Origin of the sequence: Sphingobacterium gobiense (assembly GCF_002980575.1) — a bacterium.
Lineage (GTDB): Bacteria > Bacteroidota > Bacteroidia > Sphingobacteriales > Sphingobacteriaceae > Sphingobacterium > Sphingobacterium gobiense.
The window spans coordinates 663,650-689,525 of the sequence record NZ_PVBS01000002.1 but is presented as its reverse complement, the minus strand read 5'-3'; the positions used below and the strand labels follow the sequence as shown (position 1 = coordinate 689,525).

The 25,876-nt window shown below is 46.3% G+C and carries 23 protein-coding genes; all 23 read right to left on the bottom strand.

From position 1 onward, the window contains the following. Positions 1 to 20: 20 nt before the first annotated feature. A complete protein-coding gene (locus C5749_RS11865; RefSeq protein WP_105726295.1) occupies positions 21 to 1,400 on the bottom strand; it encodes a four-carbon acid sugar kinase family protein in 1,380 nt (459 codons plus the stop codon). A 10-nt stretch (positions 1,401 to 1,410) separates the two neighbouring features. Beyond that, positions 1,411 to 2,661 (bottom strand): ribulose-bisphosphate carboxylase large subunit family protein, encoded by a 1,251-nt coding sequence (locus C5749_RS11860; protein WP_105726293.1) that lies wholly within the window; start codon positions 2,659 to 2,661, stop codon positions 1,411 to 1,413. Next, positions 2,654 to 4,000 (bottom strand): bile acid:sodium symporter family protein, encoded by a 1,347-nt coding sequence (locus tag C5749_RS11855; RefSeq protein WP_105727018.1) that lies wholly within the window; start codon positions 3,998 to 4,000, stop codon positions 2,654 to 2,656. Before C5749_RS11855 ends, C5749_RS11860 begins: the two co-directional genes overlap by 8 nt. Positions 4,001 to 4,010: 10 nt before the next feature. After that, positions 4,011 to 4,673: an aspartate/glutamate racemase family protein gene (locus C5749_RS11850; protein ID WP_105726291.1), complete on the bottom strand. Its 663-nt coding sequence runs from the start codon at positions 4,671 to 4,673 to the stop codon at positions 4,011 to 4,013. A 34-nt stretch (positions 4,674 to 4,707) separates the two neighbouring features. Continuing rightward, positions 4,708 to 6,207 (bottom strand): FGGY family carbohydrate kinase, encoded by a 1,500-nt coding sequence (locus C5749_RS11845; RefSeq protein ID WP_105726290.1) that lies wholly within the window; start codon positions 6,205 to 6,207, stop codon positions 4,708 to 4,710. A 1-nt stretch (position 6,208) separates the two neighbouring features. Then, complete coding sequence (locus C5749_RS11840) at positions 6,209 to 7,192, bottom strand: ABC transporter permease (RefSeq protein WP_105726288.1); 984 nt, start codon at positions 7,190 to 7,192, stop codon at positions 6,209 to 6,211. Positions 7,193 to 7,200: 8 nt separating this feature from the next. Then, the gene (locus C5749_RS11835) at positions 7,201 to 8,706 is read right to left on the bottom strand and encodes a sugar ABC transporter ATP-binding protein (RefSeq protein ID WP_105726286.1); all 1,506 of its coding nucleotides are present in this window, start codon (positions 8,704 to 8,706) and stop codon (positions 7,201 to 7,203) included. A gap of 1 nt (position 8,707) precedes the next feature. Further along, on the bottom strand, positions 8,708 to 9,367 hold the full coding sequence (locus tag C5749_RS11830; protein WP_105726284.1) for a DUF2291 family protein: 660 nt from the start codon (positions 9,365 to 9,367) through the stop codon (positions 8,708 to 8,710). Next, positions 9,354 to 10,301, bottom strand: a complete 948-nt coding sequence (locus tag C5749_RS11825; RefSeq protein WP_105726282.1) for a D-ribose ABC transporter substrate-binding protein — start codon at positions 10,299 to 10,301, stop codon at positions 9,354 to 9,356. The genes C5749_RS11830 and C5749_RS11825 overlap by 14 nt, the downstream gene beginning before the upstream one ends. Before the next feature lie 53 nt (positions 10,302 to 10,354). Continuing rightward, complete coding sequence (locus C5749_RS11820) at positions 10,355 to 11,317, bottom strand: transketolase family protein (protein WP_245893741.1); 963 nt, start codon at positions 11,315 to 11,317, stop codon at positions 10,355 to 10,357. A gap of 18 nt (positions 11,318 to 11,335) precedes the next feature. Further along, complete coding sequence (locus C5749_RS11815) at positions 11,336 to 12,172, bottom strand: transketolase (protein ID WP_245893739.1); 837 nt, start codon at positions 12,170 to 12,172, stop codon at positions 11,336 to 11,338. Beyond that, the gene (locus C5749_RS11810) at positions 12,159 to 13,571 is read right to left on the bottom strand and encodes an L-fucose/L-arabinose isomerase family protein (protein WP_105726278.1); all 1,413 of its coding nucleotides are present in this window, start codon (positions 13,569 to 13,571) and stop codon (positions 12,159 to 12,161) included. Before C5749_RS11810 ends, C5749_RS11815 begins: the two co-directional genes overlap by 14 nt. A 42-nt stretch (positions 13,572 to 13,613) precedes the next feature. Beyond that, positions 13,614 to 14,384 (bottom strand): DeoR/GlpR family DNA-binding transcription regulator, encoded by a 771-nt coding sequence (locus C5749_RS11805; protein WP_105726276.1) that lies wholly within the window; start codon positions 14,382 to 14,384, stop codon positions 13,614 to 13,616. Between the two features lie 90 nt (positions 14,385 to 14,474). Continuing rightward, positions 14,475 to 15,929 (bottom strand): glycoside hydrolase family 28 protein, encoded by a 1,455-nt coding sequence (locus C5749_RS11800; RefSeq protein ID WP_105726274.1) that lies wholly within the window; start codon positions 15,927 to 15,929, stop codon positions 14,475 to 14,477. Between the two features lie 31 nt (positions 15,930 to 15,960). Continuing rightward, a complete protein-coding gene (locus tag C5749_RS11795; protein ID WP_105726272.1) occupies positions 15,961 to 16,857 on the bottom strand; it encodes a sugar phosphate isomerase/epimerase family protein in 897 nt (298 codons plus the stop codon). Position 16,858: 1 nt separating this feature from the next. After that, positions 16,859 to 18,247 carry an alpha/beta hydrolase family protein gene (locus C5749_RS11790; RefSeq protein ID WP_105726270.1) on the bottom strand — a complete coding sequence of 463 codons (1,389 nt, stop codon included), beginning with the start codon at positions 18,245 to 18,247 and terminating at the stop codon, positions 16,859 to 16,861. After that, a complete protein-coding gene (locus C5749_RS11785; RefSeq protein ID WP_105726268.1) occupies positions 18,244 to 19,806 on the bottom strand; it encodes a sodium:solute symporter family protein in 1,563 nt (520 codons plus the stop codon). Before C5749_RS11785 ends, C5749_RS11790 begins: the two co-directional genes overlap by 4 nt. A 39-nt stretch (positions 19,807 to 19,845) precedes the next feature. Continuing rightward, complete coding sequence (locus C5749_RS11780) at positions 19,846 to 20,955, bottom strand: four-carbon acid sugar kinase family protein (RefSeq protein WP_105726266.1); 1,110 nt, start codon at positions 20,953 to 20,955, stop codon at positions 19,846 to 19,848. A 6-nt stretch (positions 20,956 to 20,961) separates the two neighbouring features. Continuing rightward, positions 20,962 to 21,987 (bottom strand): 4-hydroxythreonine-4-phosphate dehydrogenase PdxA, encoded by a 1,026-nt coding sequence (gene pdxA / locus C5749_RS11775; RefSeq protein WP_105726264.1) that lies wholly within the window; start codon positions 21,985 to 21,987, stop codon positions 20,962 to 20,964. Beyond that, positions 21,980 to 22,918 (bottom strand): dihydrodipicolinate synthase family protein, encoded by a 939-nt coding sequence (locus tag C5749_RS11770; RefSeq protein ID WP_105726262.1) that lies wholly within the window; start codon positions 22,916 to 22,918, stop codon positions 21,980 to 21,982. Before C5749_RS11770 ends, pdxA begins: the two co-directional genes overlap by 8 nt. Before the next feature lie 3 nt (positions 22,919 to 22,921). Further along, a complete protein-coding gene (locus C5749_RS11765) occupies positions 22,922 to 24,073 on the bottom strand; it encodes an iron-containing alcohol dehydrogenase (protein ID WP_105726260.1) in 1,152 nt (383 codons plus the stop codon). A 17-nt stretch (positions 24,074 to 24,090) separates the two neighbouring features. Further along, positions 24,091 to 25,242, bottom strand: a complete 1,152-nt coding sequence (locus C5749_RS11760; protein ID WP_105726258.1) for a sialidase family protein — start codon at positions 25,240 to 25,242, stop codon at positions 24,091 to 24,093. Then, complete coding sequence (locus C5749_RS11755; RefSeq protein WP_105726256.1) at positions 25,232 to 25,876, bottom strand: DUF3826 domain-containing protein; 645 nt, start codon at positions 25,874 to 25,876, stop codon at positions 25,232 to 25,234. Before C5749_RS11755 ends, C5749_RS11760 begins: the two co-directional genes overlap by 11 nt.

Below are 25,876 nucleotides of genomic sequence, written 5' to 3'. Positions count from 1 at the left end.
AACTATCTTGGTTATTCTCGTTAGGATGTTCCCCGTTCTAACTGAAGAAAATAATCCAGATTCCCAACCTGTCCGCCTTTAAAATTAATGGTGATACCGTTTATGTATTCTTTTTTTGCGTGTATACGGCAAAGGGGGGCACCAGGTACAATTGGTGACACCATTTCTACAGCATCGATACCCAGATGACGGGCAAATAAACTGGATGTATCGCCTCCTGCAACGACCAGGCGCTCGAGTGCGAAGGATTTTGCGATATGATCGGCAATCTGTGCCAGTGCTTTACCGTATAAGGCAGCAGTATAACTGTTAATTTGCTGCGTGCTAAATCCGCGTTGCACAAGGATATCCCGTGTCCGTGTTATCCGTGGATCGTCCGGCCCGATACTGGTATGCACGACCACACTTCTCCCCTGTCGCATATTATCCAGCACCTGTTGGGTTATCGCAGCAATATGGGCACTGGCGATGTCCGATAAAAGTTGTTCCCCATCCACGGCAACATCCGCAAAACCGTGTTTCAGCGCATGCGTAATTTGCCTACCGGATACCAATGCACCACTCCCAGAAAGCACCAACAAAGGTTTCGCGCGGTTAATTGCCGGCCAATCCGTACGTGGTGTAAGCATACCATTTTTTTTCCATTCCGCACATAGCGCTTTGGACACCGCGGAGGAGCCTACGGAAAACAAAGGCTGTAGATTCGTGGATAAGCCCTCCAAAACCGCACCTATCTTTTCCAGATGCTCTTCCGTCATCACGTCAAATAGTACGACCGTTTTGACGTTATCCCGGTTTTCTTCAATCCAATCGAGTATATCGGCTACCGGCTGTTCAAGCTGCGTTACATCGACGAGTATACTCTTTTGGCCTGTCTGTCGCGCTAAATGTCGGCGCAGATCACTTTCTTCCGCAGGCGTAACTGGATGCTTAGACATACTAGGGTGTCTGTCTAGACGAAAAACCTCGCCCGTTTTACCTGTTCCCATACGCGCAAACAAATTGCCAAAAGCACAGAACCTCCCCAGATAGGGCGCGCCCACGACCAAAGGAACCACCTCGCTGGAAAATGCAGCTGTTCCAAGATCCACGGCCTTACCGATACTTCCTACCTCTGGGGATGAGTCGAACGTGGAACATACTTTATAGTGGAAATGCCGTACATCCATTTCCGAAAATCGGGCAAACACCTGCTGAAGTTCCGTTTCTACTTCTGCCGTCGCCATAGTCCGGGTCATTCCAGCAACACCTATAGCTTGCTTGTTTCCAAACGCTGCCAACTGTTCCGAAGTTGGCACTTCGGTAAACAGCACCGCTTGGAGTCCCATTTCTTCCAATGTTTCCAAGGCATCAGTCGATCCGGTAAAATCATCTCCGTAAAAAGCTATTTTATATGCCATATGCTTATTACTACTTGGACTTTCCAAATTTCTCCACTGCCTGTTGCACTGCCGGATACTTTTGTGCCGCTTCGGCTAAGGTCAATCCTGTTACCGCCGCTTCCCAAGCCTGCTTAATAGCAGTTACGCCACCGTTAATGCCGCCGGGATGTGCCATAATACCGCCACCCGCTAGATACAAATAATCGGTTGTCCGGGTGAGCTTGTAGGTGTCTATCGCCTGACCGCCCCATTGTCCCGAAGACAGAACCGGCAAAGCCGGCAATATGCCTTTCATAGGTGTCAAACACGCTTTTATGGAGTTTATGACCGATTCATCAGATTCCCAGAATTTATTGCGGATGCCATTAACGTGTAATTGATCCACGCCCGCCAGACGCCATAGCTTTTGATACGCCGAAAACGTCACGCCTAACAACGGATGCCGATTTAACATCCCCCATCCATTGCGATGTCCATGTATAGTCAGTTGTCCAATATCTGCAATACGTTTTACGGCAGTTAATCCGGCACTATACAAACTAACCATTGCACAACTCCCTCCTGCATTGACTATCGTGTCATAGTTTCGGAGCATATTATCCATTTCATCACTGATGTTGAACGCGTACATCACTTTTTTTCCGGTTTTATCCTGATGCTTGTTCAGCACATCCATAACAGCCTGAACCCGGCCCTTAAACGGCGAATTAGCTGCGGAGCCCATGAGCTCGTCATCCTTAATGAAATCAATGCCCGCTTCGACAAGCTTCCTGACAATCTCCGCTGTATCGGTAATCGATAAACCCACACTCGGTTTAATAATCGTACCGATCAACGGGGGTTTAGCTTCCGGTGAGATTAGGGCAGCGGTTCCGCTAATACCAAACTTAGGACCGCGGAACTGCTGTGTATAACTATCAGGAAGTTGTATATCAATCAACTTGAGACCAGTAAACTGCCGCAATTCATATAGATTACCCATCAGCGTAGAACATAACACCGGCAGATTTGCTCCAAAATTGGAAAACGACCAGGAAAGCGTAATCTTCCCCCGATAATACTTTTCAAAAGGTAACTGCTCAGCGGATAACGATGGGGCTGTCGCGGTTTCTAATTCCTCAACATGTTCCACACGCGCAGCATATTGTAATTTTAATTCTTCTGTTTCGCCCGGTATAGCCACAAATGTACCCGACGATTGCTCGCCCGCCATCACCGCTGCGGCATCCGCTAGCGGGTAGGGTGTTTCTACGTAATAAGTTGCTTCAATCCTATCCATTATCTTCTTTTAATTCTATTCGTTTATAGTCGCTTTTTATTTCTTTATCTGATTGCTTAGTCTGCAAAGCTATCCGCTCCTGCTTTCTTCTCCAATAATTAGCCAATATGGACCCCGAGATATTCATCCAGGGACTAAATACCGCAGCAGCTAAGCCAAGTGTTCCTAACTTGCCCATGCTCCCTGCCAATCCGCTGGCCATGCCACCATTCTGCAGACCAACCTCCAGCGCCATAGCACGCGCCGAATAGGCATTCAACCCAAATAGCCGACTGAACCAATAGCCAAAGAAGTAGCCTGCAGCATTATGGATAACCGCAGCCAAGAACAATAAAAAACCTATTTGCATCAAATATTGCTGTCCTGCAGCGGTCGTCACTGCTGTAAAATAAACAATTCCAAACATAGAAAAATACGGCATTTTCTTGTCCAAAAAAGGCCATTTACGTGTAAGCACGTGATATCCAAAACCAACTGGTATAGCGCCCAATAAAAAGAGCAGCCCCTCTATAATGGCCACACCAGTAGACGTAAAGCCGCTGATAAAGAATGGCCAAAGGTAACCGATATTAATCAACAGCAGCAACACGATAAATACGGATGTCATCCCTATAGTACGATACATAGACCGAGGTGCTGTTTTCAGGTAATCGTGTAATAATCCCGCCCCAATGGGCACGATCATAATCTTTATAATTTCCATTGCCATACTCAAGACACTGACTTCCACCATCGTCCCAGCGTAAACCTTCATCATCAGCGGCGTCATCAGTGGTGCGGCTAGTGTTGTCAAGGCCGTTACGGTCACCGACAACACCAGATTGGCTTTCGCAATGTAAGCCATAACGTTTGACGCTAAACCGCTAGAACAACAGCCTATTAAAATGACACCCGCTGCGATTTCCGGTTCAAAGCCAAACCCTCTTGTCAAAAGAAATCCGATTAGGGGCATGATCGTAAATTGCGTCACTAAACCTATTGCAACCCCCTTTCCAGACGCTCCGATACGTGTAAAATCTCGTAATCTCATCTGTATTCCCATACCGAACATGACGAGCTGAACGACCACGAGAATCAGCCACTTGTTGCGCATGTCAAATTCACCTACGTGCAATATACGATCAGGAAAGGTCATCCCAGCCACCACTGCCACCACAATCCACATCGTGTATTGGTAACCTTTGGTCGCACTGAACGCGCCCATTCCAATTGCACCCAACATAGCGGCCAAGAGCAACGCATGCCGGCAGTAGAAAAAACCTTCTACAAAGAAACCAATAGCAGCCACCGCTAATACGACACCCGATGCCACCAAGCTCCATCCCTTCATTTTATGCATAATAGCACGATTAGGATTGTTCACATAGTGCCACTACGTGATCTACCGCGATACCCGGACTACTGAATATCGGCACCTTCCGTTCATGCGCAGGCATCTGATCCACTACGCGTGCCATGGAAGCCTGTGCCAATAGAATCACATCAACCTGATCGGATAGTTCGCGAAGTGCTTGCATAACCATTTGGTCATGTTTGGCAGCATCTCCACCCATCAGGGCTTCAAAAGCACCTTCACATAGCCTACTCACGAGCTCCACATCCTTCCCCGCTTTTTCCGCCCTGCGCAACACCAAATCGCTTGTGGGTTCTAAGGTGGTGGGCAATGTTGCTACCACACCTATCCGTTTCCCTTCAGCAACGGCACGGTCCGCCATAGGTTGATCCACACGAATAACAGGCACACCAGCCTTCTGTGCTGCTTGCTCTACTGCTCGACCGATAGAAGAGCATGTCACCATAATCAACTCGGCTCCGGCATCCTCGGCTGATGCCACGTAATTCATGACACGCTCCGCGGTTTTATCTTCTAGCCGTCCTTTTGCAATGACGTCCTTAATCAAGCTATCATCAACAATATTAAAAACTTCTGCTTGGACTTTTTTTTCTTGAAACAACTGTTGAAATACCGGCACGAGTGTCGCCGAAGTATGAACTAATCCTATCTTCTTCATATCTATTTATTATTTTATTGTGTGTTTCTGGACGCTATGTCAGGTTAACAAAATGATTGACATGGTCCAGCCAGTTCTTATAATTTTTCTCTACAGTCTCCCTAGAAGCGCTAGGGTAGTAAATGTTTGTGTTGCCGTCATCCTGTGGCAAAATGGCATTTACCGGTTTATCCCATACACTTATAGCAGCTAAGCGTGCACATCCTAACGCCGAAGCATCTGGCATAGCGCTGCACAGCACAGGTTTGTTCAACACGTCCGCTAACAACTGTACTACGAAAGCGTTCTCCGACATCCCGCCATTAACCACTAATTGGGATAAGCTGAGTTGGTGTTCGCTCTCCGTTGCCATGATGACATCCTTTATTTGAAAGCACACCGATTCCAGGGCGGCACGTATCAGATGAGACCGATTGCTAGCAAATGTCAAGCCTAGGATAGTGGCCTTCGCGTCTTTTTTCCAATAAGGCGTCCCCATACCGCTAAAGGCGGGTATCACGGTGACCCCGTGGTCCGCTGGCACCCCACGTGCGATCTGCTCCAATTCCCGCTCATCTGCAAATAACCCCAGCTGCTCTTTCAACCAGGTTATCGTTGCCCCGCAGGAAACAATAATGCCCTCCGCGGCATACACCACGCCTTTTTCCGTACTGTAATAGATGGCATCAACGGTGTTTTCGCCCTTATACCTCAACGCTGCCCCTACAGCCATCATGATGGAGCTCCCTGTACCTAATGTTGCTTTGGCTTCTCCTCTTTGAAAACATCCTGCGCCCAATGCGGCCGCCTGCGAATCACCGACGACAGCAGAAATGGGTAATGGCTCGGAAAATAGTCCTTCAAAAGTGGACCTCGTGTATTCATGGGCCGAAGGTTGTACCTCTGGAAGCTTTAAGCCCCGCAGTCCAAATTGTTCTAATAGTACATCATCCCACGCCAATTCATAAATATTGAATAACATGGTTCGGGAGGCATTGGTATGATCGGTCTTATAGCATTTGCCGCCGGTCAACCGATATAATATCCAGGTATCTATGGTTCCGAAAAAGACATTTCCCTGTGCTAATTCAGCCGCAATGGCCGGTACATTTTCAACTAACCACATCAGCTTGGTTGCCGAAAAATAGGGATCAATAAGCAGTCCGGTTTTCGCCTTCACCAACGCCTCTTTTCCTTCTTCTTTTAGGCGATCACAAATAGCCGACGACCGCTTACATTGCCAGGACACGGCGTCGTACAATACTTTCCCCTCCCTATCCCAGAGCACGAATGTTTCCCGTTGATTAGTTAAGCCAACAGCCACAACCTGGCTTGGCGATACGCCTAGTTGTTGCAAACCATCGCGACAAGTCGCGATGGATTGTAACACGCTGCGATAAAGCTCCTCTGGGCATTGCTCTACAAAGTTATCTTTATAATGGATATCAAGCTTAGCGCTACCCCGTGCAACCACACGTCCGTCTTTGTCAAACGCCAGCGTCTTTGTACTGCTCGTGCCTTGATCGATCGCCAGTATATACTGTTTACTGTCCATCTTATTTTTTGTCTTTATGCTGTGAGCGGTCAATAATGACCGCAATCAAAATTACTGTTCCTTTCACCACTTGCTGCCAAAAAGGTGAAACGCCAAGTAGCACCAAACCGTTGTTTAGTACACCAATGATAACGGCCCCCAAAACAGTCCCCATAATGAGCCCGCGTCCACCCGATAAAGATGTTCCGCCGATCACTACAGCTGCGATCGCATCCAATTCATATCCTTCGCCAGCATTAGGCTGTGCTGAATCTAAACGGGAGGTAACCAATATACCACCGACTGCCGCCAACATGCCCGATAATACGTAAACTAGTGTCTTTACCCGATTGACTTTGATACCGGACAGGCGTGCTGCACGTTCGTTTCCGCCAATAGCGTAGATATAACGACCAAACCGTGTCTTCTTCATGACAAAGACCGCTAAAGCGGTCACGGCCGCGGCGATCCATACAGGGATAGGCACGCCTAGAAACCATCCGGTACCTAGGCCCGCGAAATCGTCGCCCAGCGAGCTAATAGGATAACCCTGTGTCCATAGCATTGTCAGCCCGCGCGCAATAGTAAGCATAGCCAATGTGGCGACAAAAGGCTGCACCCTAAAATAGGTGATTACCCATCCATTAATCCAGCCTAAGGCACCTCCCATCAGTATTCCTATCAATATCGCACCCACAGGTGTAACACTTAGATATACCCCGAAAACGGGAATTTCAGCTCCCATACTCAAAAACGAGGCTGTAACGGCGCCTGCAAAAGCCAAAATAGAGCCCACGGAAAGATCTATGCCAGCGGAGATGATAACTAAAGTCATCCCGACGGAAATACAGATATTGACTGATATCTGGCGCATGACATTCCAAAGGTTAGTCATAGACAAAAAACGATCGGAAAAAATAGCGATGACCAAGCACAATAAAAACAATGCAATCAAGGGTTGCAGCTGCTGTAAACGCTTCTTATATGCTAATACGGAGATGTTCATATACAATATTATTTATCGGGCAATGCTGCCTGTAGTATAGCTTCTTCTGTAGCTTCCTCTGTTTTAAATTCTTGGGTGATACGACCGTCGCACATGACAAGAAGACGATCTGCAATGGCAAACAACTCGGGCAGTTCGGACGATACCACAATGACGCCCAATCCCGCCGTGGCCTGCTCCCGGATTAAATCATAGATTTCGCCTTTGGCATACACGTCGATTCCGCGGGTTGGCTCATCCAACATCAGCACTTTCGGATGCGTCGCCAGGTATTTGGCCAATACGACCTTTTGTTGGTTTCCGCCGCTCAAACTACCGACCTGCTGTTGGTCATTTGCAGCCTTGATACGCAGCCTATCCACATATTGTTGGCAGAGCTCCTTCTCCTGTACGTCCGCCAACACACCCAATGTTTCCAGACTCGACAGTACGGACAGGCTTAGGTTCGAGCGTACATCCATACCCAACACCAAACCGTCTGACTTTCTATCTTCTGGCACGAGCGCTAAACCGCAACGGAGTGCTTCGTTAGGTGAGCTGAAAAAAGGGGTACCTTCCCCATCGAACGTAAAATCACCCAAAGCCGGTTTACCACGCAGACCAAACAAGGTTTCCAACAATTCCGTTCTACCCGCACCCATAAGTCCGAAGATGCCCAATATTTCCCCTTTGCAGAGCGCAAACGATACCTGATCGAGCAACATGGCATCTTTTTCAGGATGTGTCAGTGATAGGTTATGCACTTGCAGCACTTTCTCTTCTGTCGTGCGGCAAGGACATTTCGTTCGTTCCCCCAAGGCTCTTCCCACCATCATATTGACGAGTTGCTGTTCATCAACTTCCGCTATCTGCCCTTGTCGAACCAGCTGTCCGTCCCGCAACACGACATATTCATCCGCCAGCGTAAAAATTTCCTTCATTTTATGCGAGATGTAGATAACCGTGGTACCCGACGCTTTTAAGTCGCGTATGATATCGTACAGGGCATAAACCTCGGACTCACTAATAGCCGAAGTCGGTTCATCCATGATCACCACATCACTTTCCACCAACAACGCCTTCGCAATCTCGATCAACTGACATTCGCCAACTTTCAATTGCGAAACCGGTGCGTCGAGATTCAGCGTTAACTTCAGGCGGGCGAGTAACTTTTTAGCGATAGCTTTCATCTCCGTCCTGTCCAACGCCCCCCAAGTCGTGACCAGCTCTCTTCCTAAGAAAATATTCTCCACTACACTCAGATGCGGAATAAGGTTTAGTTCTTGATGGATAATCGCGATACCTTGATCCTGCGCGTCGCGTGGTCTTTGAAAACGAACCGACTTGCCTTTATATAAAAGCTCTCCCTCATAGTCGGGATAAACGCCGCTTAGGATATTCATCAGCGTGGACTTCCCCGCACCATTTTCCCCAATCAAAGCAACCACTTTCCCTGCTGGAAAATCGATACTAACATCGCGGAGCGCGTATACGCCATTAAACGTTTTTGATATGTTTTTTAATGAGACCACCATATTAATCTATAAACTGTAATCGTATAGGTTTAATCTCCACATCGGGATCCCAGCCTAATCGTCTATTCAGCGCAAAAGCACCTTGCATCTGTATAGTCTTACCCACTTTTACAGTCTTCAAGAAAGGCGCCACTACTTGCGTGCGCACACGTTCGTTGATCGACTCCGATAGGCTATTAAACGTAGGTAAGCTGCCAACTTCCTTGAGCTGTAATTTTCCGGACGCATCCCGGATTTCATTACCGAAGATGTAAACCGTCGAAATACGGAATGTACATTCCGCATCTCCCTCACCGAAAGTCACGGTGATAAAATCGTCTTGTACCGTCCTTATCCGTCCTTGACCACTGACTAAAAAATAGTATCTGTTCCCGATAGCGTTTTGCTGCCCATATTTCTCCCAACCGCTGCTATCCTCTGTTTTCAGCATCTTCGATAAGCTGCAGGGCTCAGGCGCATCCAACATCACCGCCGGCAGGGTTTCTTCAAAGTAGACCGCTACCATTTCGGCGACCTCCTCGCCCGCGTTCGTTTCTGCTCGCTCGTCCAACGGCACGATATCGAAAGACAAATACAATAACACCAAGCCAATCAATGCGGATATCCCGTACATGAGTGGCTTTCGTTTCTTAGGCGATCTATATGTTTCATTCTTTACCATAGCTCGTATATCTATCTACGTTGGTGGGTGTTACCAGTTCAACATCGACCAATGTTTTTTGTTGGAACTCGGTCTTTCCCTTAAAATATTCGTCCGAAAATGCGACTGCGGTTTCGGCAATCTTTTGTGGAAACTGCATGACCGTCGCATCCAATCCGCCGGCCTGCACGGATCGTACCGCATCTTCCGACCCATCGAAGCCGTAAACACGGATCGCTTTGTCTTTCCCCGCAGCGACCAATGCTTGCTGAGCGCCCATAGCCATCGCATCGTTTCCGCAAAACACGGCGTCTACATCGGGATGTGCCTGCAAGATCGACTCCAATACTTCCATCGCTTTGTTCCGATCAAAGTCCGCACTTTGCTGCGCCACCATCTCCATTTCGGGAAACTGATCAACAACGGCATGGAAACCCTTCGATCGGTTCCAGGTATTATTGTCACCCACCAATCCAAGCAATTCGACATACTTTCCCTTTCGTTTTAGGGAACGAACGAATAAACCGCCCAGTTCGACACAGCCAGAATAACTATCGGATACAATCTGCGAAGTCGCAGCATCGGGATTATTCAGCTCCCTGTCCATGCAAAACACCGGAATACCAGCTTCCATCGCTTTTTTTGCATTCGCCACTGATCCGTCGGAATCTGTGGCATTCAGTAATATGGCATCGTATCCCAGCGCCACGGCATTTTCAAAATGATTTGATTCCAATGAAGTATTGTTCTGTGAATCGAAAATACGGGCGACATACCCTCGGTTTTCTGCCTCTTCTTTAGCCGTTTCAGCCAGAAATACGAACCAGGGATTATTGAGGGTAGACACAATAATCGCAATCTGCTTAGCTTTACCCTTCTCCGACTCGTTGGAGCCGCAGGAAAAGCATAGCAACAGGACCAAGCATACGCATAAACATCTGCCAATGATATACATCGTGTATTCGGTTTATTTTTTGTTTATAATGGCGCACTAAAAGCACGCGTATTTTATGCCTTTTCGGCGGCATTCAAAAGCTCCAAGGCTGCTGTCGCGATTCCCGCACCATGGATGCCGTAATGATCGAAGATATACTGCTGCGAACCGGTGACGGTATATTCATCAGGAATCCCCATGATGTGGAAGGCATTGTGATGGCGTCCTTGTAGTAAGAATGCCGCACAGGCTTCCCCCAGACCACCGTTCACACTATGCTCCTCTACGGTAAGTATAGGCATTCCTTTTTTTCCCAGCTCGGTGAGCAACGTCGTATCCAGCGGCTTTACCGTGTGCATACTGACGACCATGGCTTCCAAGCCTTCAGACTCCTGGAGCATTGCTGCAGCATCCATCGCCGGGTGTACCGTTTCACCGGTAGCCAAAATAGCCATATCCTTGCCTTCGCGCAGTACCCGACCTTTACCAAACGTAAACGGCACATCCTCTCGAAGTATGGGCATCGGTCGCTTGCCAAAACGTATATACACTGGGTGGTCAGACGCTGCGGCTTGTTGCACCGCTTCTCGGGTCTCCACATTATCTGCCGGTGCGCAAACCACCATATTGTGAATTGCTCGCAGTGCAGCATAATCGTGTAGACTATGGTGTGTAGAGCCTAATGCGCCGTAGCTGACCCCTGCGCTTATCCCAACCAACGTAACCGGATTGTCCGAATACGCCACATCGTTCTTGATCTGCTCCAACGATCTTGCTGTCAAAAAACACGCTGGCGATACGGCAAACACCTGTTTTCCTGTAGATGCCAAACCGGCGGATATTCCCACCAGATTCTGCTCCGCAATGCCCACCTCGACCAGCTGGCGTGGAAAGCGTTGCGCAAAGGGCACTAGTTTTCCCGATCCTCTGGAGTCACTTGTAACCACCAACAGTTCCTTATTTGTTTCTGCAATCTGTTGCAACGTCTCCGAAAACACCTCCAGATTCGCTTTTCCCATTTTAATCTCCTTGTTCATATCCAAGCCCATTTTTAATTAAAGCGCCAAAAGAGCGTCATCCAATTCCTTTTGTGCCTGTTCATATTCTTGTTCACTTGGCACACCGTGGTGCCATTTCAGTACATTTTCCATGTAACTGATACCTTTACCTTTGATCGTATGTGCGATAACCAGACTAGGTTTTCCAGCGGTTAGCGGGAGTGAACGAAACGTTTCCTCCAATACATCAACATCATGTCCATCCACTTCGATCACCTCCCAGCCAAAACTTTTAAACTTATCAGCTACTGGGTCTGTATTACACACCTCTCGTGTGGGGGCCGAAATCTGCAACTGATTATAATCTATGATCGCACAAAGGTTATCCAATTTATAATGCGCAGCGGTCAGCGCGGCCTCCCAGTTCGATCCTTCTGCCAGTTCGCCATCACCCATTAGGGTGAATACTTTATAATCTTTGGCGTCGAGTTTTCCGGCAATTGCCATGCCGACACTCAAGGAAAGACCGTGTCCTAGCGCTCCAGTATTCTGCTCTACACCCGGCACCTTTCGTGTGGGATGCCCGATGAAATGAGAACCTCCTTGACAAAGATTTTCCAGTTCGGCTTCGGGAAAGAAACCCTGATCGGCCAGTACAACAAAAAGCGCCTCCACACAATGCCCTTTGCTCTGGACATAACGGTCCCGATCGGGACTATCAAAGTTTGAAGGTCCTACATGCATAACCCTATTATAGAGCACATTCAATATATCTACGCAGGATAGACTTCCCCCTGTATGCCCTGCTTTTGCTTTATAAATATATTTTAGAATACGCTTTCGGTATTCAATAGATTTTTTTTCTAACGATTCCATCACCTTATCCTTTATCATGGTTATAGACTTCCCAATCGAAGTAATTCCCTAATGCTTCTTCCAATATCTTCGCTGTTCGAGAGGCATTCATGACCACATGATGCTCGAAGCCATTACGGCATACGTACTGCATCAGCCCCTGTAGATCCGGAATGCGTGCCACGGCACGGTTACCGAACGTATTTAATTCATCGTCCGTAAGTTCCCCTTCACCTATATACACTTTGATCTTGCCTTGCATATCGTCGGTACTGATTCGTCCATACGTTAATGGCGATGCCGGCGTACGTCCGTCCAATGCCCCCCACGTATTTTCTACACCCAAGGACGATCCTAAAATGGGTGCGTTGCTGATTTCTATATCCGGTAAGAATGCCTTTGCCCAATTCCCACAGTGAAACAATACGGTTTTATTTGGGTCGTCGGCATAGTTATTATTCCAATCCACCAACGCACTTGGCGAACCAGACGCCAATTGCATAGCGTACATGGTCAAGGTGCCGGTAACATCAACTTCACAAGCGCTTGGAAGCATATTTTCACTCATCATGCTCATGGAAGTACATACATTACAACCAAAGTTTTGTTGCAACGAGGTCCAACATTGCAATGCCGTAGCATCCAAGGCATGTTCTTCGACGAACTCCTGCAGCACAAAATCCAACTTGGCCATCTGCACCAACGATTCATCCGGCGTCAGTCCACGCTTAGCATAATTGGTTATCGCTTCTATCCGTTGCTTCACAATCGTATCATCATCTTTGATTCGGTTTGCACGACCCAATATTTCGGAGAGATCGGCCGTTACAACGGTGATGCCGTTGCGCTGCAATATCTTTTCACTGTAGCGTACGGTATTGAAACCGCCCGGACGGGCGCCGATTGCTCCGATACGCATACCTTTCATGCCCCTAACGACGCGACATACGGCCGCGAAGTCGCTTACTTCTCGTTCGAAACCCGCGTTATCCGGACGAATAACATGTTGGTCCGTTAAACTGTATTTTATGCCGTACTGGTATAGGTTGTTGCAAACGGAAATCTTCCCACACCAGGCGTCGCGCCGACGGGCAACATCCAGTTTGTCAAGATCGTCTGGATATGCTTGCACGAGCACGGGCACATCTAGCCCCGACAGTCGAATGGTTTCTGCCATTCCGCGTTCGTCGCCAAAATTGGGTAATATCACTAATATCCCCATAATCTCCTCGCGATGGGCTTTAAAAAGGTTAGCACATTGCTGGGCGTCAGCGAAGGTTTCCACTCCGCCTAATTTCGTATCAGACTCCGCTAACATAACATAGCCCAAACCGAGCTCATCCAACACCGCTTTCACCTCTTTTCGTGCGGTTCCCACCAGATGGTCCGGAAAAAAATCACGATTTCCAAAAACGACACCAAAAACTCCTGTATTCATTTGCTCTCTCTATTTGAATTTATAATGTATAACCAGCTACACCTAACCGCCGGCGATAATAATATCAATCTCGTGGTCCCGAAACATATTTTTATGTAGCTCATCAATTTCGGAATCCGTTACCAAAAAATTAACAAGGGACATCGCGCCCAAACTGGCAAACGATGTCTTGCCGATTTTGGTTGAATCTGCAACCAAGTAGGTGGTTTGCGCAGCGTCCACCATCGCCTTTTTTACGATAATATCACTAATACTTGGGTAGGTGAGGCCGGCTTTCAGCGACACACCTGCCGTAGCTAAAAAAAGCTTCTGTACATTGATCCCCTTAAAAAAATCGGAGGCCTTCTGGCCAGTCAGAGACAAGGTAGGAGGTTTGAACTCTCCCCCCGTCATGATGACTTCAATACCCGGCTCGGCACCAAGCATCAGGGCAATGTTAAGTGCATTGGTAATCACGGTCAGATTTTTTACGCCCTTGATCTTGCGGGCAATCGCTGTGGTAGTAGACCCGGAATCCAAAATAATCGTATCCCCATCTTCGATAAGTTCTACGCATTTTAATGCAATCTGTTCTTTTTTAGTGATGTTTTCGTATTGATTGGCAAGCGAAAAATTCCGTACCTGATCTTCGATATTGCGTAAATAAGCTCCCCCATGATCCCGGGATATGAGTCCTTCTTTCTCTAGCTTCTCTAAATCCTGCCGGATGGTTGCTTCAGTCACCTTAAAGAGTGCTGCTAAATCGATTACTTTCGCTGCCCCATCCTCTTTTAGCAAAGCCAATATTTTTTCTCGTCGTTGTATTGGAAGCATAATAACTTAGTATTATAATATTATAGCTTCGTTAAATATCGAAAATAAAACGCAATAAACAAAGAAAAAAGAAAATAAATGAAAATCAACTTACCGTTGTACTACCTGCACTCGCTCCGTTTTAAAGCCCGAGACATGAACGCTATCGACCGCACATTCTTCGCAATGTACTTCACTATCTTTTAGGACGAAATTATCGACGTCGTTTAGCGTGAGGTAATTCTTGCCGGTTGCGTGGAGGTTGGTTATTTCCACATGCTTCAACGTTGATTCGGGGATGCCTTCCACGTTGATGCAGTTTTCTGATGATTCGATTAATACATCGCTGATCTTAATGTTGGAAAATTCCGGCGTCAGCTCATTGATAGCAACCTCAAAATCCCGACTTGCTTGCGCCCCAACATGCGTGGCGCTTCCCAGCATATCCCAGCGCAAAGCCGAATGGACAACGTGCATACGGATATTTTCGAAAGTAATGTCTTGTCCGCCACCACCGCGCGGGCGACGCGTTTTAAAGCGAATGCCTACGTCGGTTCCGTCGAAAGCACAATCGTGTACATATAAGTTTTTGATCATGCCCGCCGTTTCGCTGCCTAGCGTTAAACCACCATGCCCCGTACCCGCTAGGCAGTAACGTACCACAATATTTTCAGAAGGCTTGTTAACCCGTAGCCCGTCATATCCCCGGCCCGCCTTAATAGCAATACAATCGTCGCCGGTATACAGGCTACAGTATTCTACCAGTACATTTTTAGAGGATTCAATATCAATTCCGTCACCACGCTGTATACCTTCCGAATACACCTTTATGCCACGGATAACAACATCTTCACAATAGGTGGGCACAACGTTCCAAAAGGCCGAACGCTCCAGCGTCACCCCCTCGATAAATACCTTTTTACAGTTGATCGGCGCAATCAAGGCCGGCGGGAATATAAAAGATGCCGTTTCCCCATCGTAGATACGCTCGTTGACCGGAAGGTCTAAATTGACCACCTTTTCGATGACCTCATGTGTCATGGTCAGGTCGCGCACCGAGCCTTCTCCGGGACCTACTAATTTACCTTTTCCTGTAACAGCAATATTTTCGGCATCGCGCGCATAGATACAGGCGCCCAGCGAATAAAGCTCTATCCCTTCGTTTCGAGTAAACACCACCGGCAGGAAATCCGCTAGTTCGCTTTTAAAGGTAATCACCGCCCCCTCTTGCAGATGTAGATTGATATTTGATTTTAATTCTATTCTCCCCGACAAATAGTCACCTTCGGTCAACACCAAGGTTCCACCTCCGGCCACGGCCAATCGATCAATACCTTCCTGGATAACATCCACGCCAGGGAATACGGAATCCGTGCGACTGGGGAACGTTGGTCGTTTAAAATCATAGTCAAAATAAGGTGATCGAATGGGAGCAATCGTATCGGGCATTACATCTGCTCCTACCTCGTCATATTGCGGCAATGCCGCGTCTAATCGTTCTTGCAGAGAGGTTGACGCGCATGCGCAACACAAAAGCGCAACCAAGCTGATCCATATTGCTTTCATCTGTTTATTTTTTTAAACGACAATGAAGTCATTATCCTTGAAAAATAGATTTTACGTATCTGGTATTTGCGCCAAAGTTTTCTTTCACCATACGTGGCGATATACTCGCGTCTCTTGATCGCTCAATAACCAGCCAGCCTCTCCATCTCATTTTGTCTAGCGTTTCTTTCACTTTTGGCATGTCTAAACGGGTATTGTTTTCCAACCACACACCGTCTTCGTCTGTGCAGTGGATCTGCGCAATGCGCTTTTTACCAAGAATTTGTATTTCTTTGATCAGATCACGGCCCTCCTTCAATGGATTCGAGAAATTGAAATAAATCTGGATATTTTTGGAACCGATTTCGTTCAGCAGTTCGACCTCTCCGCGAGCGTCCAATGCCGTCTCAATACCGATGATAACTCCTGCCTTCCTCGCCATTTTTCCGACTTCCTTTAAACGTTCCACAATTGCAGGACGCAATTCAGGGTTCTTCACCAAGTCTCCTTGCACACCCAAAGGCAAAAACGCGACCCTTGCGCCTAGCAATTGACAAGTCTTTAAACAATCGTCGACCATTTGCTTGTAGGTAGGTCTTGTTGCAAAAGATTGCGCATAGAAACCGGTCATGGCTACTGAAGCCACTTCTATCCGGTGCTCTTTCAAGGCGTTAATATAATCCGTCCGAAATTCTTCATCAAAAAACTTATTATCGAAGGTATCCCGGTTACCCAGTCCCCCCATATCGATCTCCAGTCCGTCTGCACCAATTTCACTGGCCAGTTTAACCGCACTTAGTTTTTGTCTTTTTAAGATCATCAAATCAATGACCGCTACTTTATAGCGCTGTTCTTGCCCCTTCCATGCCCAAGTTGATTTCGGCAACATCAAGGTCGTTGCGCCAAGTACAGCGGTCGTGATAAATGCTCTTCTATTAATTACCTTCATGCTATTCGTCTTTAAATAGTTTTTCTAAATTTTCATAACCATGTATCGCATTAGATGGCAGATTCTCCCCATGGGGTCCAAAAGCGTACAATGCATTTTCTTCTTCTATGACACAGCCTGACTCATCATAATCACCTGTTGCATTTTTAAGCCCTTTCGTATCCAGATTAAAATGCTTGCTGATAAAATCATAAACAGGTTTGCGTTTGGAATAACCGAAATCGTGACCATCCTCCGGAAGGTGAACATTTTCAACCAATTCGGTTTTCCCGTAGTAGCCATATATTTTCTGGAGATAAGGGAAATCATGTTGGGGCATGTGTGCCGTCCAATCTTTGCCGTCTGAGATTACCAACTGCGGTCTGGGCGCTGCCATAGCAGCCAGTTCGACATTATTTGTCCCACCAGCACTCGCATGTATCGGCATCCCGCTCTCGCATGGGCATCCCCCGTAGAAATAGGAAGATAGCGAAACGACCGGAATGCTCAACGTGATACGGTCATCCAACGCGGTCATCAGTACCGTTTGGCTTCCGCCACCGGAACCTCCGCAAATACCCACGCGTGCCGCATCGATCTGGCTATCTTGTAACATCCAATCCAGTATGCGTATAGCCCCCAATGTTTGAACGGTCAACGACAAGCTCTTGCGATGGTCGCTATACTGAAATTGTAAACCAGACTCCCCCCAACCAAAAAGATCGTAGCTCACGGCAACCGCACCCATTTGCGCGGTCATTGCGCACCGAATCTGCGCGTCCTCACGGAAACGATGACCAGCCCAGTGTCCGTCTGGACTCAACATCAGCGGCACTTTACCTTTTGATTTCAAGGGTCTGTATATGGAACCGTTAACATACAAGCCGGGCATGATCTCCAAAGCAAAATTCTCCACGGTATAGTTCTTAAACTTCCGTTTTTTTGTAACCAAAGGTGCAGACTGCGGTCTTGGGGGTAAAGGGGACAGCTTCAACGCTTTGTACAAACCCGGACGAATCTGCTGCTTCCGTTGCTCCCAGCTGTCCTCATCCTGATATTGCAAAGCCAGTTTATCGAGGTAATCCCATCCATCCTGGGGCTCCCATCGGTAATATTCATATTCTTTGAGCTTATATTTACCTTCCCCTTCTTTATTCACCTTTAAATCTAGTGGGGCCAATAAATTGCGAAGGGTCTCATCCACATCTGCACGGAAACGCCAGGCGGCGTAATTCAGCGATTTACCCGCTACAAGTTTTTGATCATACTTGATGTGAATACCGTATCGCTCTTCCACGATATGTATAACATCCTCTAATGGCATTCGATATCTGTCATCCGAATTTTGTGCCCCACTAAAGTGGATAAAACAGCACAGGTATACCAAAATAATAACAAAGATTCTTCTCATGATTCTATTCCCCTTTCTCGGTCAAGTTTGCGATTTCTTTTCCACCCTTTATAGTATAGATTGGAATCTAATACGGGTTTTGGAAAAAATAAACTAGCCAAATAGCCAACACCAATAACGACCAAATGGCTATATACCCCCAGCATCATTTTATGATGCGTAAAATTATATTCACCCAAATCCAACAAAAGAAACGTATTTCCTCCAAATTCAATCTCGGTACTGGTTAAAAATGCGTAAGCAGTAAACAGCACACACACCGCAATCGCAATATTTATCCCTTGGCTATTCGCGCGTTCGGTGAAAATACCCAATAAGAAAATACCGACGATACCGCCCGAAAATATCGCGTATAGTGTAAAGATGATACCCAAAATACTTTCGCTACCTAGTTCCACGTATATAAAACCAATAATCATGGAAATGACTCCCGCAATGGCGACCATCCAACGACTAGCACGGAGATATTCATTATCCACGCGCTCGGGGCGTAGTTTTTTATAGTAATCTTCGATGCCCACTGCTGCTAACGAGTTGAGGTCAGCACTAAGGCTACAAATAGCCGCGGAAATCATCGCCGCCAGGATAAATCCGACCACGCCCACAGGCAATTGAGTCATGATGAAATAAGGAAACACACTATTGGGACCGACATTATCGGGTAATGGTTGCTGCATATAGTATACAAAAAGCGCTGTACCAATAAACATAAAAAGAGACCATACCGGGACCGTTAGTAAAATTCCCATTAACGAAGCACGGATCGCCGATTTATCTGAACGTGCGGTTAGATATCGCTGAATGACGGTTTGATCTGTCCCATACTTTTGGATTGCATAAAACATGCCGTTGATGGCCATCACCACAAAAGTCAGTCGTGTAAAATCCAGATCATACGGCCCGAATCCTGTCCTCCCGCTTTCGGAGGCTACCCGCCACACTTCCGGAAAACCACCATTCACGGAGAAGATAATAACGAGCAAACATAAAATTCCACTGGCGAAAAGCATGAATCCCTGAAATACATCGAGCCAGATGACCGCCTCAATACCACCAAGCAAGTTCACGATAACAATGATACTTCCCACTACGAGGATAATCCAATACGTGTTGATGTTCGTCATGCTCGATAGTGCCACCGCGAGAAGATATAGCACCGTTCCCATTCCAGAGAACTGACGCAGGACAAACGCAATGGAGCTATAATAGCGCGCAACATTGCCAAAACGCTTCTCAAAATACTCATAGGTACTCAATCCAATTACCTTTCGGTACAACGGTACAATAAACCATACGGTACCCATCAATACAATAGGCACCATCAGCCCTTGAACCAGTAATATCCAATTATTAGCGTACCCTTCGGCGGGATACCCTAGAAAAGTGACACTACTAATCAAAGTTGCCAACAACGACATACCTATCGCCCAAGACGGCACACGCCCTTTGGCTGAAAAATAGGCTTCGGTAGACTTCTGATTTTTTGCATATCGAAGTCCAAAGTATAAGGTAATCAATAAAACGGCTATAATTATTCCGTAATCAAATATGCTCAACATAAGGTTTATCTATCATTATTCGACATTACATCGATTGGGCTAAAATACCCATAATTCTTCTGTCCACGGATAACTTCCTGGCTTCAATGTTACCGTCAATGCTACTTCCGGCACATGATTCCGAATAACGCCCTGCCCATATTCCCATATGGGCACGAGTGTGTCAATACCTAACACTTCCAATATTGCCCGAGCTGTTGCACCTCCCTCAATGATCAGCTCATGCAACGCATATTCCTGATAAAGAATAGCGAGCACTTGTGCAATATGCTCCCGGACTATCGCTGCATCGCAACGCACCGTGGGAGCTACGGCTAGTATCACTTTGCCATATTTATCCATCTTACGACGAATAGTTTTTGCCACTTCTTCTTCTTCACCAATATGTGCCCAATATACCACTTTATCAGTATTAACCGTCGCAATACGTTCGATACTGCTTTCATGACGGGAACCACACACATATAATACAGGCGTTTGCGGCAGGGGGGCCAAATTATTCGATACCGGACGCCGCTCTATCTGCCGACGAAGCAAGGCGTCAAAGAAAGCAGCACCTCCAGCACAGATCCCAAAAGATATTCCTATAGAAGCCCAACTATTCAAACCCGCCTCGTCTTTGACTGCGGGGACTATGTATGATGGCTTCGCTGTCGATAATGTCTTTACATCGTCCGCCATATGCCAAGATTTGGCATCAAGAACCTCCAATATATGACTTTTTGTTATCGGAAATTCTGGATCTTGTGCGAAGTCGGTTTCCGCAATAGGCCTGCCATTAACCCAATACACGCCATCTTCAATGATACGTCCTAATGCCGGATTAACGGGACAAAAGATCACATTATCCTTTTGGAAAATTGTTCGATAAAAGGATATCTCTTCTTTGATATGCCCACGGAGTGCTGAGTCAAACTTGAGGTATATCCAATCCCATTTGAAGCCTTGGTCTACCAGAAATACCCCTTGCAGGTGGAGAAGCGCTTCATCCGCTTTTAGCGACCGTGTATTGGTATTCAGAATTCGAACATCTTTACTTATTGGTAATGTTAATGTATGCACGATTTCTACCGATAACCCGTAACGCAAGACCATTCCGCCTATTTCGGCAGCACCAGTCAAATCATCCGCAATTACCAATATCGCCATTAGGTTTTATTTATTTAAAGCCAATTGTACGGCCGACTCAATGGCTAACACCATGGCATCTGGACTCGCCACGCCTTTGCCTGCAATTTCAAATGCTGTTCCGTGGTCGACGGACGTCCGAATAATAGGCAGCCCCATCGTAATGTTCACACCTTTCACACTATCCATTTGTTTTTTCTCCGCATTCCATTTAAAACCCGTTAACTTAAATGGAATATGTCCCTGATCATGATACATCGCAACAATTCCCCCGAAATATCCGGTTGCCGCTTTGGAGAAAAGCGTATCCGCAGGTACGGGTCCTTCTACGTCATATCCCCTTTTACGTGCTTCTTCTACAGCCGGTACAATTTCCTCATCGTCTTCCGTACCGAATAACCCTGAATCTCCAGCGTGTGGATTAAGCCCCGCTATACCTATTTTGAGGTTAGTTTCTCCCAGACTTACCAATCCTTGATGCAGTAATTCCGTGACCTCCACAATACGGTCTTTCTTCACCAAATCACAAGCTTCGCGCAGCGGCACATGCGTGGACACGTGAATAACTTTCATATTTTCTTCCACGAGAAGCATCGCATATTTCTTTGTCTGGGTGTAATGGGCATAAATCTCTGTATGACCCGCAAAATGATGGCCTGCTTCGTTTACAGATTTCTTATTTATCGGCCCGGTTACAGTGGCATCTATTTCTTTTTTCAGGGCTAAATCTATCACCTTTGTGACCGCTTGAAACGAAGCACTTCCCGCTTCCGCCGATATCTCTCCAAACGTTATTTTAGCTAAATCCGTGTTCTTCAAGTCCAATACATCCGCCTCTCCCAGAGCAAATTGAGCGTCCGAAACCTGATCAATGGCGTGAACGTTGATAGGTAGCTGCAGTTGCGATATGATTTGTTGAAAAACAGCCGCATCGCCCACCAAAATAGGTCTACAAATATCCTGCACACGTGTATCCAACAATGCTTTTAATGCGATTTCGGGACCAATGCTTGCCGGATCTCCCATGGTAATCCCAATAATTGGCTTATACATGACTAATTAAATTCAGTTTAATGTTATCTTTTGTTATCAAAGCTTGAAAAGCTTCCACAATATGCGTTTCTTCTTGTTCGCTCAAAGTGTATAAAGGGGGCATCATAAACGATTCACATAAACCCAATTGTTTCATTAGTACCTTAAGTGCCCACAACGATTCTCCCAAAGACTTATTTGACTGATATAGCGCTCCTAGATCATCCGATTGCTTTTGTAAAGCGTAAGCACTCTCCAAATCACCTTGTTCCGCTGCGCGGCACATATCTCGGTATATCGCAGGAGCGAAATTCGCTGAACTCGGCACTACGCCATCACTACCGTTAATTAGAGAATGTGCAGATGCTCCCGCCCAGCCCATATAGTGTTTGAAATCCGTCCGATCACGCCATAAATCCAATGATTGGTCTATTCTTTCCATATTACGCTCCGAATCTTTCACCGCAACAATTTTGGGATGATGGCTCAGTCGTTCTAACAGATTCAGCGGAATAGACATGTGTGTCGTCGCAGGAATATTATAGGCGATCAAGTTGGGTTCAATAGCCTCCGCTAAATCTAAGTAATATTTCTCAATCTGTACATCCGATAGTTTATAATAGGTGGGCAATGTTGCCGCTACTTCGGAAACGCCTAATTCGAACGCCAAATTGGCGAAGGAAATAGAGTCTTCGAGAATATTAGATGAGATACCCACATACAGTTTTTCCCCTTCGGGTCTATTAACAACAGCTGATCTTAAATATTCTTCTTTAAAGGTGTTAGACAACGATGCTGATTCGCCGGTAGTACCTAAGATAAAAGGCGTGGCTCCATTCGCATACAAATAGGAAAATATACGGGATACCGCATCTTCATCTAAACTTAAATCTTGTTTCAACGGTGCAACCACCGGAACAATAGTTTCTTTTCTTGTTCTTATTTCTTTCATTTTTTAATAGGCAGCATTAAATATTGATATGGCATCTTGCAATGTAATCTCTCTAGGGTTGTTGACTAACAACCTCGTAATCTTCATGGCGTCCTCCGCCATTTTGGGAATAGCTTCTTTCGGTATTTCTACATCGCGCAGTCGAGCAGGGACGCCGCAAGCATCGATTAGTGTCCTGACTCGTTCGATGCCCGCCCGAGCGGTCTCTTCGTCGGTAGCTAAACGGCTGCATCCTAAAGCAACCGCCACTTCGGCATATTTTTTAGGTGATGCCACGTAATTATATTCCATAATATAAGGCAGTAAAAGGGCGTTGGAAAGGCCATGCGCCAAGTGAAACATGCTTCCCAACGGATAAGACAAAGCATGAACCGCTGCCGTATTCACCGGACCTAAACAGAAGCCCCCCAGCATACTTCCCATCGCAACATGATATCTCGCTTCTTCGTTCTTTCCGTTATGAACAGCTTCTTCCAGGTTCTCCGCTATCAAGCGCATGCCCTCATAAGCGTACATATCGACAAAAGGTTGTGAAAATTTATTGGTATAGGCTTCCAAGCAGTGCGTCAAGGCATCCAAACCCGTCGCTGCGGTAATAGCCGGTGGCACACCAATCGTAAGCAACGGATCTACATACACCTTATCCGGAACCAAATAAGGACTGATGATTCCTTTTTTCTGATTTTCGTCATCCACCAGAATCGCATTCGGGGAAACCTCGCTTCCCGTTCCAGCGGTAGTCGGTACACAAATAAGACCTTTATTCCGGCCTTTTACTAGATCTTTTCCGACAATCTCTTCCAACGATTGTGTACTGCCTAATTGCGCCGCAACCAACTTTGCTACGTCTAATACACTTCCACCACCGATACCGATAACCGCATCCGCCGGTACCGCTGAAAGTTGCTGCAATACCTTCTTCACATCTGAAAAGGCAGGTTCTTGTTCAATACTGGTATCTATCGACACGTCTATCTTATTCCGTTCCAATATGGCTACAAAATCAGCTAGCTGCCCTAAAAGTGGCTTAATTGTCATGATAATGACAGCTTTATACCCCTGCGCCACAACATCTTCGGCTAGCTGCTTCAGTACACCATTTCCAAAAACCAAGCTCCCCGGAAAGCTAACCCTTGTTATCCGATCTATTGACATATTATTTCGACAATTAATTATTCTTCTTCTGCTTTATAAGTTTCTAACGTTGGTAACTCATAACCCTTCACTTCAGGCCAAGCACCGTCCTTTATCACTCTTTTCTTTAATTTTTTCGGGTTGACGACCACATGTTTCATTTTTTGTCTCCTCCAAGTATAAGCGAAATGCAGTAAACCATCACTTGTTTGTATAACTGCCGGGTAAGAGTACTGACTGATCGGCGAATCTTCTAAGATCAATACGGCATCCCATTTCTTACCATCTTTCGATATGGAAACATTTAACGGGGTTCGCGGCCCTTTCGGATTCTCCGGCGGTGGCAATACGTGATTGTACACCAACACATGTGTTCCGTTTTTCATCGTAACAGCATCCGTGCCCGAGTTATTATTAGGCAAACCTGTTTTACGTAATGGCGACCAAGTTTCACCATAGTCATCTGACCATGATTCCACCAGCGCCCAGTTACGGCTTCTTGCCAAAATCTGCAGTTTGCCGTTTCCGTGATCTAAAACACTGGGTTGAATCGCCTGGAGGTTATCTTCTCCCGTTGCGATCGGTCCGACCTTGCGCCAAGTCTTCCCGAAGTCGGGTGTAATTTCAAAATGAATATTCCAACCATTTCCTTCCGTACTGCTTGGACAAATCAAGTTGCCATTGCTCAGCAAAACAGGTTTATTCTTAATGGGTCCAAGAAATCCTTCGGGTAATTTTTCTGCGTCCGACCATGTTTTTCCACCATCAGTTGAGCGTTTCAACATGCCCCACCATTCGGATGGTTTGGGTCCCACTTTATAAAACAGTAGTAAATCGCCATCGGGAATCTGATACAGTACCGGGTTCCAGGTAGGCAAGCGGCTTCCGTCTTCCTGCACACCGTCAGCAACAGATTGTGGCCCTGTCCACTGGCCGTTTTCATACCGGCAGATATAGATTTCTACGTCGGGATTACGTTCCCTCGTTCCGCCAAAAAGGGCGTACACCAAGTTGCCTGCCGTCGTTTCCACGATACTCGCCGAATGACAAGAAGGAAAACTGGCTTTATCATAGATAAACTCATCGGTCACCATACCTTTTTGCCATTTGTGTAGCGCATTTTGCTGTGCTTGTGTCCCAACGAGAAACAAAAAACTGATAATAACGGATAGACCTATTTTATTTTTCATTTGATTTTCTTGCTTTTTCGGCTTTAGCCTTATTCACGTAATCTTTATATAACTGCCTCCAACTTCTGCCGTTGGCGTTCAAATATTGCTCTGATTTGGTTTTATAAATCTCGAAAATGGCAGAGATCTGCTTCATGTTTTTGTAGTCGATCGCCATTTCCCTCGCCTCTTCCAAATTAGCTCTGATCACTTTTTCCTCTTCCGTGGTTAAATCGGGCACAATGGCTTTATAACCCTTCATTGTAAAATCAACCTTACCAATGGTGTATTTGTCTAATATAAAAGTCACTTGAGCAGTATCCAATTCTTCGCTTAAACCATCCATTAAGGTTTTATGAACGGTCTCTGGCATAGCCGAGTCGGCAATAATGGTTCTATCGAGCTCACTCAATTTCTGACCGGTTAAAGGATTAATTCCTGCTGGAACAGTGCTTGCTGGATGACTATTATGCCAATCTTTAACGGCAACCAGATGGTTAAAGATTAACGTCTTTACCCGCTCTTCTTTTCTAGTGTCGTTAAGTTCAAGCGCGGCACTCCACTCAGCAGCCCGTTTCTGTTCTCCTGTATTATCCTGGGCCTGTAAATTCACGGCTAAAAAGCTCAGAAGAAAAATAATAAATATCTTTTTCAT